Origin of the sequence: Sphingobium sp. CR28 (assembly GCF_052327305.1) — a bacterium.
Taxonomy (GTDB): domain Bacteria; phylum Pseudomonadota; class Alphaproteobacteria; order Sphingomonadales; family Sphingomonadaceae; genus Sphingobium.
Genome location: NZ_CP182486.1, coordinates 2,239,989 through 2,253,294, shown reverse-complemented (window position 1 = coordinate 2,253,294; position 13,306 = coordinate 2,239,989). Strand labels below are relative to the sequence as shown.

The 13,306-nt window shown below is 63.4% G+C and carries 16 protein-coding genes; 10 read left to right on the top strand and 6 right to left on the bottom strand.

The window, feature by feature from the left end; genetic code table 11:
• Window positions 1-81 precede the first annotated feature (81 nt).
• The 3 genes from ACNAOH_RS10820 to ACNAOH_RS10810 all read left to right on the top strand — a co-directional run bounded on the left by ACNAOH_RS10820 (window position 82) and on the right by ACNAOH_RS10810 (window position 1,988).
• Window positions 82-783 (top strand): OmpA family protein, encoded by a 702-nt coding sequence (locus tag ACNAOH_RS10820; RefSeq protein WP_443970182.1) that lies wholly within the window; start codon window positions 82-84, stop codon window positions 781-783.
• 134 nt (window positions 784-917) lie between these two features.
• The gene (locus ACNAOH_RS10815; RefSeq protein ID WP_443970181.1) at window positions 918-1,499 is read left to right on the top strand and encodes a hypothetical protein; all 582 of its coding nucleotides are present in this window, start codon (window positions 918-920) and stop codon (window positions 1,497-1,499) included.
• 27 nt (window positions 1,500-1,526) lie between these two features.
• Entirely contained in the window at window positions 1,527-1,988 is a 462-nt protein-coding gene (locus ACNAOH_RS10810; protein WP_443970180.1) for a GNAT family N-acetyltransferase, read from the top strand.
• Window position 1,989: 1 nt separating this feature from the next.
• Here the strand turns inward: ACNAOH_RS10810 and ACNAOH_RS10805 are convergent, their stop codons facing one another.
• On the bottom strand, window positions 1,990-3,324 hold the full coding sequence (locus ACNAOH_RS10805) for a hemolysin family protein (protein WP_443970179.1): 1,335 nt from the start codon (window positions 3,322-3,324) through the stop codon (window positions 1,990-1,992).
• A 197-nt stretch (window positions 3,325-3,521) separates the two neighbouring features.
• On the opposite strand from ACNAOH_RS10805, the gene ACNAOH_RS10800 reads away from it, so the two are divergent.
• Together ACNAOH_RS10800 and ACNAOH_RS10795 are read left to right on the top strand one after the other, a co-directional pair.
• Window positions 3,522-4,199 carry an OmpA family protein gene (locus ACNAOH_RS10800; protein WP_443970178.1) on the top strand — a complete coding sequence of 226 codons (678 nt, stop codon included), beginning with the start codon at window positions 3,522-3,524 and terminating at the stop codon, window positions 4,197-4,199.
• Between the two features lie 82 nt (window positions 4,200-4,281).
• Window positions 4,282-4,911, top strand: coding sequence for a trimeric intracellular cation channel family protein (locus ACNAOH_RS10795; RefSeq protein ID WP_443970177.1), 630 nt, complete (start codon window positions 4,282-4,284; stop codon window positions 4,909-4,911).
• Here ACNAOH_RS10795 and sppA read toward each other — a convergent pair.
• Window positions 4,908-6,806: a signal peptide peptidase SppA gene (gene sppA, locus ACNAOH_RS10790; protein WP_443970176.1), complete on the bottom strand. Its 1,899-nt coding sequence runs from the start codon at window positions 6,804-6,806 to the stop codon at window positions 4,908-4,910. The genes ACNAOH_RS10795 and sppA overlap by 4 nt on opposite strands.
• Before the next feature lie 131 nt (window positions 6,807-6,937).
• Window positions 6,938-7,609, bottom strand: a complete 672-nt coding sequence (locus ACNAOH_RS10785) for a hypothetical protein (RefSeq protein ID WP_443970175.1) — start codon at window positions 7,607-7,609, stop codon at window positions 6,938-6,940.
• Window positions 7,610-7,977: 368 nt separating this feature from the next.
• Between ACNAOH_RS10785 and groES the strand changes: the two genes are divergently transcribed.
• The 3 genes from groES (at window position 7,978) to thpR (ending at window position 10,779) form a co-directional block, all read left to right on the top strand.
• Window positions 7,978-8,265, top strand: coding sequence for a co-chaperone GroES (gene groES / locus ACNAOH_RS10780; RefSeq protein ID WP_443970174.1), 288 nt, complete (start codon window positions 7,978-7,980; stop codon window positions 8,263-8,265).
• Window positions 8,266-8,303: 38 nt separating this feature from the next.
• Window positions 8,304-9,947 carry a chaperonin GroEL gene (gene groL, locus ACNAOH_RS10775; protein WP_443970173.1) on the top strand — a complete coding sequence of 548 codons (1,644 nt, stop codon included), beginning with the start codon at window positions 8,304-8,306 and terminating at the stop codon, window positions 9,945-9,947.
• A gap of 289 nt (window positions 9,948-10,236) precedes the next feature.
• Complete coding sequence (thpR, locus tag ACNAOH_RS10770) at window positions 10,237-10,779, top strand: RNA 2',3'-cyclic phosphodiesterase (RefSeq protein WP_443970172.1); 543 nt, start codon at window positions 10,237-10,239, stop codon at window positions 10,777-10,779.
• Here the strand turns inward: thpR and ACNAOH_RS10765 are convergent.
• Window positions 10,758-11,297 carry a shikimate kinase gene (locus ACNAOH_RS10765; protein WP_443970171.1) on the bottom strand — a complete coding sequence of 180 codons (540 nt, stop codon included), beginning with the start codon at window positions 11,295-11,297 and terminating at the stop codon, window positions 10,758-10,760. The two genes, thpR and ACNAOH_RS10765, sit on opposite strands and share 22 nt — an antisense overlap.
• Here ACNAOH_RS10765 and ACNAOH_RS10760 point away from each other — a divergent pair.
• Complete coding sequence (locus tag ACNAOH_RS10760) at window positions 11,296-11,577, top strand: hypothetical protein (protein WP_443970170.1); 282 nt, start codon at window positions 11,296-11,298, stop codon at window positions 11,575-11,577. The genes ACNAOH_RS10765 and ACNAOH_RS10760 overlap by 2 nt on opposite strands.
• Before the next feature lie 418 nt (window positions 11,578-11,995).
• Entirely contained in the window at window positions 11,996-12,301 is a 306-nt protein-coding gene (locus tag ACNAOH_RS10755; protein ID WP_443970169.1) for a glycine zipper 2TM domain-containing protein, read from the top strand.
• Window positions 12,302-12,391: 90 nt separating this feature from the next.
• On the opposite strand, the gene ACNAOH_RS10750 is transcribed toward ACNAOH_RS10755, so the two are convergent.
• Both ACNAOH_RS10750 and ACNAOH_RS10745 read right to left on the bottom strand, forming a co-directional pair.
• Entirely contained in the window at window positions 12,392-12,688 is a 297-nt protein-coding gene (locus ACNAOH_RS10750; protein WP_443970168.1) for a hypothetical protein, read from the bottom strand.
• A gap of 166 nt (window positions 12,689-12,854) precedes the next feature.
• Entirely contained in the window at window positions 12,855-13,274 is a 420-nt protein-coding gene (locus ACNAOH_RS10745; protein ID WP_443970167.1) for an EVE domain-containing protein, read from the bottom strand.
• Window positions 13,275-13,306: the final 32 nt, after the last annotated feature.

The window sequence follows — 13,306 nt, the reverse complement described above, 5'->3', positions numbered from 1 at the left end:
CGGGAAATCCACCACTTTCCCGTTGTTAAGCCGGCTGTTAGGCATCACTCTGGTTCTGAACGGGGGGACCGGGGCACCTTCATGAATGATGCGGCAAGGATTGCGATCGGGGCCGGCGCCGCGATGCTGCTCGGGTGGGTCGCGCACGGCCCGCTCGGATATGGCGCAGCGTTCGTGCAGGATCTGCGCGAGCGCGCCGCCATTACGCTTGCCACCGGTGGCCTCCCGGACGTTTCGGTCGATTTCCAGACGCAGCCGCTTTCCCGCGTGGCAATGCTCAGTGGCACGGCGGCGAGCCCGAAGAGGAACATGGCATCCGAAATCCTGCGCACCGTGCCGGGGATATCCAGCGCCCGCTGGAGCGAAAGCGCGGCGCCAGACGCGCAGGCCGCGCCCGCAGCGGAAACGGCTGATGTCGCGACGTGCCAGAAGAGCATCGACAGGGCCGTTGACGGGCGCGCACTCAGCTTTCGATCGGGCAGCGCCTGGCTCAACCCACAGTCGCGCCGGATCATCCGGGATGTCGCGGCGGCACTCAAGCAATGTCCGGGTCTCATCATCGAAGTCGCCGGTCATAGCAGCGGCGCCGGTAGAGAAGGCGTTAATCGCGAGATAGCGCAGGAACGTGCCAAACGCGTTCGGGACGATCTTGTCGCTCAGGGTGCGCCGGCAAACGCCGTGGTCACGAAGGGCTATAGCGCCAGCGCTCCCCTGCAAGGCCATGGCCAACTGGACCCCGCCAATCGGCGGGTCACCTTCACGCTCGTCAAGGGAGCCTCATGATGCCGCTGCTGCTTGAGACGCTCTTCATCCACCTTCTCACATTCGGGCTCGGGCTGCTGGTCGGCGCTGCCATCTGGAAAAGGCGTGGCGTCAAATGATCGCACAGCACGAACCGGCCGGAGGAGAATGACGCGATGCTCGCGCTGATCGGCTATTACTGGATCTGCCTGCTCCTTGCCTTTCTCATCGGGCTGGCGACGGCGTGGCGGGTCTGGGGCTCTCGCGGCTCCGCGCTGGATGAGCCCATCGTCTGGCCGCAGGACGGGCTTCGCCACAGCGGCGCGTTAGTGACTTTCGTCCCGCCTGCGGTCGCAGAACCGGATAGTTCAGCATCCGACGAGGCGGAGCTGCAGGAGGAAGCCCCCATGCTGCTGGTTTCCCCGTTGCCCTTCGATTCTGACCCGGCCCCGCCGCTTGCGGAAGAGGAGCCCGCTCCTTTTGCTCGGCACATCACTGCGCCCCGGCCCATCCATGATACGCCGGACGATCTCACGATCATCAATGGGATCGGCCCGCAGCTCAACACTCTGCTCAGCAGTCTGGGCATCTCGCGCTTCGATCAGATCGCCAACTGGAGCCCGGAGGACATCGAGCGGATCGATTCGCATCTTGGCGTATTTCGGGGCCGCATCGTTCGAGACGACTGGCCCGCGCAGGCGCGCCTGCTCGCCGCCGGCGACATGGCGACCTTCTGGGAACGCTATGGCCAGCAATAGGCCCAACAACAGGCGAAGGGCGACGCCGTGATTTCCATCGCCCCGATTTCCGCGCATGAAGCGGAGGTCGCCGCCCTCATCACGCGTCACCTCGCGGGAATGCATGCCCATTCGCCGCCCGACGCTGTCTTCGCCGTCGATCTCGCTGGCTATGCCGATCCCGCCCTCACACTATGGGGCGCCTGCATCGACGGTCGGCTTGCCGGCATGGTCGCGCTGCGTCGCCTTGACGGGGCGCTGGGTGAGATCAAGTCGATGCGCACGCATCCGGACTTTCTGCGACGAGGGGTCGCTCAGGCGCTGCTCGATCATCTGATCGAGGAGGCGCGCAATATGGGCGTTACTCGTCTTGCACTTGAAACCGGCAGCGGCCCGGCCTTCGATCCGGCACTGACCCTCTATCGGAGGCGCGGCTTTACGGATGCGGAGGCGTTTGGCGACTATAAGAAATCAGCGTTCAACCAGTTTCTAGAGTTGAACCTGATCTAGGTCACCCGGACGTCGCGCTTTGGCTTTCCACCTCGGACACCAGCAGTTTGTCGATCTTGCGGCCATCCATGTCCACGATCTCGAAGCGCCAGCCCTGATCTTCGAAGAGGTCGCCCGTCTCTGGCAGACGGCGCATCGTGTAGAGCGCGAAGCCGGCCACCGTGGCATAGTCCCGGTCATCGGGAAGGTCGATCGACAGGCGCTCGGCAAGGCTGTCCATCGGCATCTGGCCGGACACGAGCAGCGATCCGTCTTCGCGTTCCACCAGCAACGGCTCGTCGCCCGGATCCTGATCGGACTGGAAGTCGCCGGTGATCGCGGCGAGCAGGTCGGTTGGCGTAACCAGACCCTCGAAATGGCCATATTCGTCATGGACCATCAGCATCGGCACTTCCGCGACACGCAGCACTTCCAGCGCGTCCATGGCATCCACCTGATCCGGCACGATGGAAACCGGTCGCATGATCGCGCGCAGATCGATGGGATCGCCGCGCATCAGGACGGTCATAACATCGCGCGCCTGCACGATACCAATGATGTTTTCCACGTCGCCCTCGGCCACTGGCATGCGAGTGCGGGGCGTGGCGAGGAGCGCGGCCTGCAACTCCTCCGGAGAGGCGGAGACGTTGATCCAGTCGACACTGGTGCGCGGTGTCATCACTTCACGCACCGGACGATCCGCGAGGCGCACGACGCCGGAAATGATCGCTCGCTCGCTCTCCTCGATGATGCCCGACTTGCTCGCCTCCGCCACGATGAGATGCAATTCCTCCGCCGTGACATGGTCCGCCGAGGCGGGTTTAACGCCGAACAGCTTGAACATCACTGCACTGGAGCCTTCGAGCAGCCAGACAAGCGGCGCGGTCAACCGCGAGAGCCAGTTCATCGGCGCGGCAACGAGCGCGGCAATCGGCTCGGGATTGCGCAGCGCATATTGCTTGGGAACAAGTTCACCGATGATGAGGGAGAGGTAAGTCGTCAGAATGATCGCAATGGCGAAGCCGATATTCTCCGCGAGATTGCGCTCGATTCCATAGCCCGCGATGATCTGCCCCAGAGGGCCACCCAGCTTCTCGCCAGAATAGGCACCGGAAAGAACGCCGATGCCCGTAATGCCGATCTGTACGGTCGAAAGGAACCGTCCGGGATCGGATGCGAGATCGAGTGCGGCACGCGCACCGCGCTTCCCCGCCTTCACCATCGCCTGAAGCCGCGGTTTGCGCGAGGAAACGATCGCAAGCTCCGACATGGCGAAGACGCCGTTGAAGGCCACCAGGGCGAGCACGATCGCGGCATCGAGCCATGGGAATGAGGGTGTGGGGGGAAGGGGTTGCATGTTGAGCGCGCCCTTTTGCCGTATTTGATTGATCTGGACAAGTTCAACAGCGCACCGAAAACGAAATGATCCGGAACGTTTCGCTATCGAGATCATTCTTCTCGCGTTCAGCTTGCCGTGCTTATTGGCCTCCCCATTCGTGTGGCCGGCCAAGCGAGAGCCGTCGCACAGCAGGAACGAGACAGAGGAGACTTGTCATGAAGCGCCATTCCCTCCTGATCCGCAGTGTGGGCACAGCCTGCCTCGCGGCGATCACCCTCTCCGCCTGCACGACCGATCCGGTCACCGGCGAGCGCAAGATTTCCAAGGCGGCGATCGGCGGCGCGGGCGGCGCGCTCGGCGGCTATCTGCTCGGCGACATATTGGGCGGACGGCGCGACCGGACCGAGAAGATCGTCGGCGCGGGCATCGGCGCGATCGCCGGCGCGGGCGTTGGCGCCTATATGGACGCGCAGGAGAGGAAGCTGCGCCAGCAGACCGCGGGAACCGGCGTGGACGTCGTGCGTCAGGGCGACGATCTGCTCCTGCGCATGCCTTCCGGCATCACCTTCGCAACGAACCAGGCGGCAATTCAGCCGCAATTCCGGGGCACGCTCGATCAGGTTGCGAGCACGCTTTCCGAATATCCCAAGACCATGATCGATGTGCTGGGCCACACCGATTCCGACGGCGCTGAAGCCTATAACCAGACCCTTTCGGAACGGCGCGCGCAGAGCGTGGCGGACTATCTGTCCAGCCATGGCGTGCAGTCCGTCCGCATCTCCACGCGCGGCTATGGCGAGATGCAGCCCATTGCCAGCAACGAGACGCCGGAAGGCAAGGCGCAGAATCGCCGGGTCGAGATCAAGATCGTGCCGGCGGTCGACGGCGCCTGACGAGGTTCGCGTGTGGAGGGCCGCATCGGACTGCGCGGCTCTCCACACGTGACGACAGCGATACGCGCTGGTATCGAGCGGCATGGCCGCGCCATCTCTTGCTATACCCCTTGATGTCGCGCTGCAGACGCTGAGCTATGTCGGCACCAGCGTCTTCGCCGTTTCCGGCGCACTCGCCGCGGCGCGGCTCGGCCAGACACTCGTCACTTTCTGTTTCTTCGCCCTTATAACTGGCGTTGGGGGCGGCACGGTGCGCGATCTGCTGATCGGCGCGCCGGTCTTCTGGATTCACGACAATGTGACTGCGGCTGCGTGCCTTGGCGCCGCGCTGCTTGTCTGGGTGACGCCTCATCGCTTCTGGAGCTTGCGCGCGCTCGATTGGCTGGATGCAATCGGTCTCGCCGCCTTCGCGGTGATCGGCGCGGCGAAGGCCATGAGCTTCGGGATCAATCCGTTCGTCGCTGGTCTCATGGGCGTCATCACCGGCTGCGTGGGCGGCATCATTCGCGATCTTCTGGCAGGCGAACCGTCGATCCTGCTGAGGCCGGAGCTTTATGTGACCGCCGCTGCCTTTGCCGCCATGCTGCATGTCACGCTGGTCAGCATCGGCGTGCCAGTGGGCGTTGCCGGCGTCTTGGCGTCGTTCGCCGGTTTTGCTCTACGCGCCTTCGCGATGCTGAAGGGACTGCACCTGCCGGGCTATCGTCCTTAGTAGACGCCGACCAGACGGCCCAGCCAGAGGAGCCAGCTCGCTCCGGCAGCATCCGCGTGCGGCCTCGCTTTTGAGAACGCACGACATTCGAGACAGTCGGCCCGCACGGCCGGCCCGTCCACGATCGCCTGCATATCCGTGACGACCCGAGACGCCAAAGCACGCTGGTTGCGAGCCGCAACGTCCAACATATTGGTCGCCTGCCCCCGCACGGCTGCGCCGGACCCTGCCTCATCATCTGTCAGTTGGTCGAGGAAGGCTGCCAGCTTGTCCGGCTCGGGATCTATGTAGCGCGCCTGAGCCTGCACGCCCGAGAGGCCCGCCAGCTTCGCAGCGGCCGCGACGGCATCGTCCAAACCACCGAACTGATCCACCAGCCCGATCTGCCGTGCCGTTCCTCCGTCCCACACCCGTCCTTGCGCGATCTCGTCGACGCGGGCGGGCGTCATCTTGCGCGCACCTGCCACGAGGCCGACGAACCGGCGATAAAGATCCTCTACGCTTGCCTGCGCGAGTGCGTCGAAAGCCGGCGAGATGCCGCCGGTGACGTCCGGCTCACCGGAGAGCGGCGTCGCCTTCACGCCGTCCGTGGTGATGCCCGCCTTGGCCAATGTCGTCTCGAAGCTGGGGATGATGCCGAATACGCCGATCGATCCCGTAATCGTCGAGGGTTCGGCGAAAATGCGATCCGCCGTGGTGCTTACCCAGTAGCCGCCCGATGCCGCGACATTGCCCATGGAGACCACCACGGGGAGCTTGGCCTCCTTCGCTTCCATCAGCGCCGCGCGGATCGTCTCGGCGCCCGTCACTGAGCCGCCGGGCGAGTCGACCCTGAGCACGATCGCCTTGGTGGCGTCGTCGTCGATTGCCTTCTTCACCAGCGCGGCCACGGACGTGCCCGCCGCCGTGCCCGGACCGGCCTCGCCGTCCACAATGTCGCCCGCTACCGTGACCACGGCCACGCCCCCGCTAGTCGGCAAGGGCTTGCGCGCAAGATAGCGCTTGAGCGGGATCGCCGCGAAGGTCGTTTTCCCCTCGACCGTGCTCTCCCCCGCGATTTCCGCGACGCGCTTTTCGAATGTGCCTTCATCGCCCAGCTTGTCGACAAGGCCGGAGGCCAGCGCCGCCTTGGCCATGTCTCCGCCATTCGCACGGGAGAGCCCGACTGGATCAGCGATATAGGCGCGGATCTTGGCCTTGACGCGCGCCTTCTCGACATTGGCGAGCCAGTTTTCCCACAGGGTCGAGACGAGCGCCTGATTGGCTTCCTTGGCCGGGGCGGACTGGTCGGCCCGAATATAAGGCTCGACGAAGCTCTTGTAGGTGCCGACCCGGTAGACGTGGACATTGGCGCCGAGCTTGTCGATCAGCCCCTTATAATAAAGGTTCGAGCCGCCCGGCCCCGTCACCGCGACCATGCCCAGCGGATCGAGCCAGACCTCGCTCGCATGTGCGGCCAGCATATAACTATCGTCGTCGTAGAGGCCTGCGCGGATCAGCACCGGCTTGCCGGCGGCGCGCGCCTCGTCCAGCGCCTGCCCCACCCGCATCATCGCGACCTGTCCGCCGCCGCCGAAGACGCCTGCATCGATCACGACAGCCTTCACTGCGCTGTCTCTGGCGGCGGTTTCGATCGCGTGGATCAAATCGCGCAGGCGAATCTCACGCACCGTCCCGCTGCCCGCGATCCGCGAGAAGCTGTCGCCTTCCGCTGGCTGCTCGACGATCGGGCCATCCAGCTTCAGCAGCAGCGCACCGGAGGAAGGGGCCGCGGGAGGACCGCCCGAGAATTTGAGCGCTGCATAAATCATCGCGAAGAACAGCAGCAGGAAGAGCAGGACGAGTCCGTCCTTGATGGCAACCAGTATGCGCCAGGCGGATTTCACGAAGCCCAATGCGGCATCCTTTGCGAGATGGTCATGGCCGGAGACCTAGGCGCTACCGGGTCAAACGACAATGGGGCGCGGACGACTTCCCGCGTCCACGCCCCAATTCGGCCCTATCGGTGATGAGCCGTTCGCAAAGCTCAGAAGCGATAGCCAAGACCGATCTGGAGGATCGGGTAGAGCTTATAGTCGTCGATATCCCTCTGGAGGCTCTGGCGCTCGGCCTCTAGGTTGGCGGCGAGCGCAGCGTTCTGCAGCGGGCCGGTATAGGTGATCGGCTGGATACGCACGCGGCCCTGGAACATCACGCCCGCATCGATGCCGAAGGCGAAGCCCCGGCCCATGCCGCCGCCATAGCCAAGCGTCAGCGTGGGCGCGACGTCCTTGATCTCGGTCCGGGTGCTGACCGTGCCGACATCGCTCACCTGATAGGTGACACCATTGAACGTGTAGGTGGTCGCATTGGGCTTTCCTGTTGCGTTCACCCGATTGCCGTTGATCCGCACACCGCCCGAAAGGCGGAAGCCCCCGCCGAACGGATAAATATCCGCCTGGACGCCACCGGAGCGCAGGCGCACGTCGCCGTCATAGCGCACATCGTCGGAATCGAAGCCGTGACTTACGCCAAGAAAAGTGGCGTCAGCGCGAATGCCGATAGTCTCGTTGATCCGGTAGCCGATCGAAGGACCGACGCCGAGGGAGCCGCCGGTAACGCCGATGGTAATGTGCGCATCGTCGCTTTGTGCGAAAGCAGGCGTCGCAACTGCGGCCAGAGACACAGCAAGAGAGGACAGAAGAAGTTTGGGGAGCATGTGAGCAGATCCTGTGACGTGGTTTCTCCCGGCTGCTCTCGCCGATGCGCTTTATGATGAAGTTAATGCCCCGCTCGGTTCATCGCATTTGTGCGGCCACTGCCCACGGCATGATTCCTCGGCCCGCCGCGCGGTCACCACGTCCGGGAACATTTTGTATCCTTAAGCGTGCGCAGCCCTTGACGGAAGATTAGACCGCCCCATATGGCCGGCGTTGGCACTCCTGTTACGGGAGTGCTAACAGCTTATTCGCGTGCGGAGAAGGCAGGGACGTAGGGCGCGTGCGGTGAGGTTCAAGCCTGCATCGCAGCATTTCCAAAGGGGCTCTATATCCACGCCGGTTCCGCCAACATGGAAAGGAAACGCTAATGGCATTTCGTCCGTTGCACGACCGCGTGCTCGTTCGCCGTATCGAGGCGGAAGAGAAGACCGCCGGCGGCATCATCATCCCCGACACCGCCAAGGAAAAGCCACAGGAAGGCGAGATCGTCTCCGTCGGCACAGGCGCCAAGGCCGAGGATGGCAAGGTGACCCCGCTCGACGTGAAGACCGGCGATCGCATCCTGTTCGGCAAGTGGTCGGGCACCGAGGTCAAGGTCGACGGTGAAGACCTTCTCATCATGAAAGAGAGCGACATTCTGGGCGTGATCGCCTGATTTCGCATCTCCCCCGAACTCTAAGGAAGGAATAGATCATGGCAGCGAAGGACGTGAAATTCTCGCGTGACGCGCGCGAACGCATCCTCAAGGGCGTCGACATTCTCGCCGATGCCGTAAAGGTAACGCTCGGCCCCAAGGGCCGCAACGTCGTTATCGACAAGAGCTTCGGCGCGCCCCGCATCACCAAGGACGGTGTGTCGGTCGCCAAGGAAATCGAGCTCAAGGACAAGTTCGAGAACATGGGCGCCCAGATGGTGCGCGAAGTGGCCTCGAAGACCAACGACATCGCCGGTGACGGCACCACCACCGCGACCGTTCTCGCTCAGGCGATCGTTCGCGAGGGCATGAAGTCGGTGGCCGCCGGCATGAACCCGATGGACCTCAAGCGCGGCATCGATCTCGCCGTGACCAAGGTCGTCGAGGACGTGAAGGCCCGTTCGAAGCCGGTCGCCGGTTCGAGCGAGATCGCTCAGGTCGGCATCATCTCGGCCAATGGCGACAAGGAAGTCGGCGAGAAGATCGCCGAAGCCATGGAAAAGGTCGGCAAGGAAGGCGTCATCACCGTCGAGGAGGCCAAGGGTCTCGAGTTCGAGCTGGACGTCGTCGAGGGCATGCAGTTCGACCGCGGTTACCTCTCGCCCTACTTCATCACCAATCCCGAGAAGATGCAGGTCGAGCTTTCCGACCCCTACATCCTCATCCATGAGAAGAAGCTGTCGTCGCTCCAGGCGCTGCTGCCGATCCTGGAGGCCGTGGTGCAGTCGGGTCGTCCGCTGCTCATCATCGCCGAGGACATCGAGGGTGAGGCTCTGGCCACGCTCGTCGTCAACAAGCTGCGTGGCGGCCTGAAGATCGCTGCCGTCAAGGCGCCCGGCTTCGGCGATCGTCGCAAGGCGATGCTTGAGGACATCGCTGTCCTGACCAAGGGCGAAGTGATCTCCGAGGATCTCGGCATCAAGCTCGAGAACGTCACGCTCGGCATGCTCGGCACCGCTAAGCGCGTCTCGATCGACAAGGACAACACCACCATCGTCGATGGCGCCGGTGAAGCCGACGCGATCAAGGGCCGCACTGAGCAGATCCGCGCGCAGATCGAGGTCACGACCTCGGACTACGACCGTGAGAAGCTCCAGGAGCGTCTTGCCAAGCTGGCTGGCGGCGTGGCCGTCATCAAGGTCGGTGGCGCTTCGGAAGTCGAAGTGAAGGAGCGCAAGGATCGCGTCGATGACGCGCTTCACGCGACCCGCGCAGCTGTCGAAGAGGGCATCGTCCCCGGCGGCGGCACAGCGCTGCTCTACGCGACCAAGGCTCTCGATGGCCTGACCGGCATCAACGAGGACCAGACTCGCGGCATCGACATCGTTCGCAAGTCGCTGACGGCTCTCGTCCGTCAGATCGCGGCCAATGCCGGCCATGACGGCGCGGTCGTCTCGGGCAAGCTGCTCGACCAGTCGGATACGTCCTTCGGCTTCAACGCCGCGACCGACGTGTACGAGAATCTGGTTTCGGCTGGCGTGATCGATCCGACCAAGGTGGTTCGCACTGCCCTGCAGAATGCGGCTTCGGTCGCTGGCCTGCTCATCACCACCGAAGCGGCGGTGAGCGAGCTGCCCGAAGACAAGCCGGCAATGCCCATGGGCGGCGGCGGCATGGGCGGCATGGGCGGTATGGACTTCTAAGCCAAGTCCGGGGCGGCACGGACCATCAGGTCCACCGCCTTCGCGAGGATACAGGAAGGGGCCGGGGAGCGATCTCCGGCCCTTTTCTTATGCTGCTTTGCTGTGCTCCTGGCGGGCCGGCCATGCTACTGTGAGGACGCATATCATTCTTCGTCACCCCGGGCTCGACCCGGGGTCCAGCTGCCTTTTCGTGCAGAAGAAGCGGGATCCCGGCTCAGGGCCGGGATGACGAAATAGAAGCAACATATGCTCTAGCTCTCAAGCTGGGAGTGGTAAGGATGATCGCCCGATGACCCACCGCCTCTTCGTTGCCCTCCGGCCGCCCCGCGAGGTCCGTGCGCAATTGCTGCGCCTCATGGGCGGCGTCCACCATGCCCGCTGGCAGAGCGACGAGCAGCTTCACCTCACAGTCCGCTTCATTGGGGAGGTGGATCGGCGAATGGCCGAGGATGTCGCTGCGGCGCTCGGCTCGGTGCATGATACCGCCTTTCCCATTGCGCTCGATGGCATTGGCCAGTTCGACCGGCGCGGACGGATCGATGCGCTCTGGGCCGGCGTCCGCCCTCATGATGCGCTGGCCCGCCTCCACCGCAAGGTCGATCAGGCGCTCATCCGCCTCGGCTTGCCACCGGAAGGCCGGACCTATTTGCCGCACATCACCCTGGCGCGCTTCGGCAGCCAGGCGGGGCCGATCGACGGCTTCATGGCGCTCCATGGCGGGCTTTCTTCCCCGGCATGGCAAGTGAACGACTTCCGGCTCTACGAGAGCCATCTGGGACACGAGGGCGCCGCTTATGAATGCGTCGCGCGCTATCCTCTGGCCGCGGCCTGAAGCTGCGCCACGATGAGCGCTGCCGCATCGTCCGGTGTCACCGCACGCGTGTCGATCGTGACTGCGGGGTCCGGCATCGCCGCAAGACAGGCCTCGAATTGCGGGCGCAACGCCTGAAGCAGCGCGGGGTCGCGCAATTTGCCGAACTGCGCCCGGTCGGCATTGTCGATCCGGCGAAGCTGCTCCTGTACACCGACGATGAGTTTTACGAAAAGCACATCTCCTCCCGCCGCCTCCACCACTGCCTTTGCGCGCTGGGGAAAGTCGGCGGCGACGCTCGCTTCGGGCGCGAAGGTGAAGATCAGCGACTGATCCCCCCGTGCGGCGGCCTCGATCATCTCCAGCCACCAGCGTTCGCGCAGCTTCGCGAATTGGGGCGAGCCAAACGGGAAGACCGAAGCAACTGCATCCACGACAAGATGATTGTGAAAGAGCGGAAAGCCGGTTTGCGCCGCAAGCGCCCGGCCAACTGTCAGCTTGCCGGAGGCTGCGTGGCCGTAAAGGAAGATCAGCGTCATGGCGCTCTTCTATCCTGCGGGACCATCATGCGAAATGGGGGCCGGCATTGCTGCCGACCCCCACTGCATCCCGCTGCATCATCCCCGGCAGGGGGCGCTGCATCGCGATGTTTGGCATGACCTACCGAGCCTTGCGGCCCCACCGTCCCTGCCGATGATGCGTACCCGAACGGGCCTCGCTGTCATCTTGCTCCGCTTCGGGCACAAGGCCGAAGCCGGATCGACCTGGCGCAACGCTTTCGCATATCGCCTATCGCTTTTGTGGCGGACGATGACCTAGACGGCCCCGTCCTGCCGAAAAATGCCGCTGTTGCCACTGGTCTTGCGGGCGGACGCCTCACGCGCCTGTGGCATTGCGAACATTCCGGTTCCGCTAGACCGCACGGATGCGTTCCAGCCTTCGCCTTCTTCCAGTCAATTCTCTGATTTCTCAGGGAATTTCTGACCTTCGATAGGAAATCGTCTCACCAATCGCGAGTCGTTCAAAGACGTTTTTACGACAGCCGAGCAGCATGTTGTGGATAGCGGTGGACAAGTCTGTGGACAGTTCCATGCGCAGGCTCTCAACCACCGGTAAATGCCCACATTTCGTCGATGAACACCGTCGTTTCGCCGTGTTGCCGGAGGTTCATGCAACATTGGTCATCATTGGCGCATTCTGATTTGCATTAAGAGATTTGTACGGAGGAGAAAGAACCATGAAACGCCTGATGCTGGGCCTCGCAGCGGTGAGCCTTGCCATTCCCGCCACCTTTGCCGCCCCTGTCGAGGGGGCGCAGGCGAGAAAGCGTAATTACGAGTATCGCGAATGGCGCGGACGCGATGGTCGCACATATTGCCGCAAATCGGACGGCACGACCGGCCTGATCGTCGGTGGCGTCGGTGGTGCTCTGCTTGGCCGCACGATCGATACGCGCGGAGACCGCACGACGGGCACCGTGCTCGGTGCCGCCGCGGGCGCGCTGATCGGCAAGGAAGTGGATAGCAAGCGCCGCTGCCGCTAAAACGGAATCAACGCCGCCAAAAAAGAAGGGTGGGTGCAGCTTGGCCGCGCCCACCCTTCTTTCATGTCACTGGATCGAAACTCTGGCGGATCAGTTCGCCGAGCTCATCCGGACCTTCTGCACACCAGCGGCGCCCTTGGCGTCAGCTGCGTTGAAAGCGACGTCGCGGCCATCGACGGTGCCGGCGACACGGCCCTTGCGGACGACGAAGCGGAAGTCGGAGTTGCTCGGATAGCGCTTGCCGGTGATGACGCGATCACCGCCCTGCTCGCTCACCGAATAAACATAGGTGTCGGCGCCATGCTTGAACGTGGTCTCTGCAGCGGCCGGTGCAACAGCGAAGAGGGTCGCGGTGGCGGCAGCGATGGAAAGTACAAACTTGGTCATTGGACGTGTCCCTTCTTGATGAAAGGCCGTTCCAAACATCCTGTATTGTTTTGTCGACTAATCAGATAGGGTTTTTGTTGCATCGCAGCAAATGCAAAGGCGCATCACTCGATTGCAGCTCATGCAATCAAGAAAACCGTCATTTCCACAATTGTGCAACGCACGGTCATTTCGCCGTCTTGTGGCAAGCCATGCCGAGGATGTGATGATATTCCGCGTCCGTCAGTGGTGAGACGGACAAGCGCGACTGCCGGATCATCGCCATGCCTTCAAGCGCCGGATCGGCCTTCATGGCCTTGAGCGTCACTGGCTGCGGCAGCTTCTCCACCGGGGCGACCATCACGGCCTTCCATTTGCCGGTGTCGTCAGTGCTGTCCTGCTCGGCGCCCCGCACGATTTCCATGATGCCGACTGCCTCGAGCCCGATATTGCTGTGATAGAACAGCGCGCGGTCGCCCACCGCCATGGCCTTCATGTTGAGCTGTGCGGCGTGGTTACGCACGCCATCCCACTCCGCTTCGCCCTTCGCGACCAGATCGTCGAAAGAGAAGACATCGGGTTCGGACTTCATCAGCCAGTAGCGCATCGCATTCCTCGGGGGATCAATGGATCGCCGCC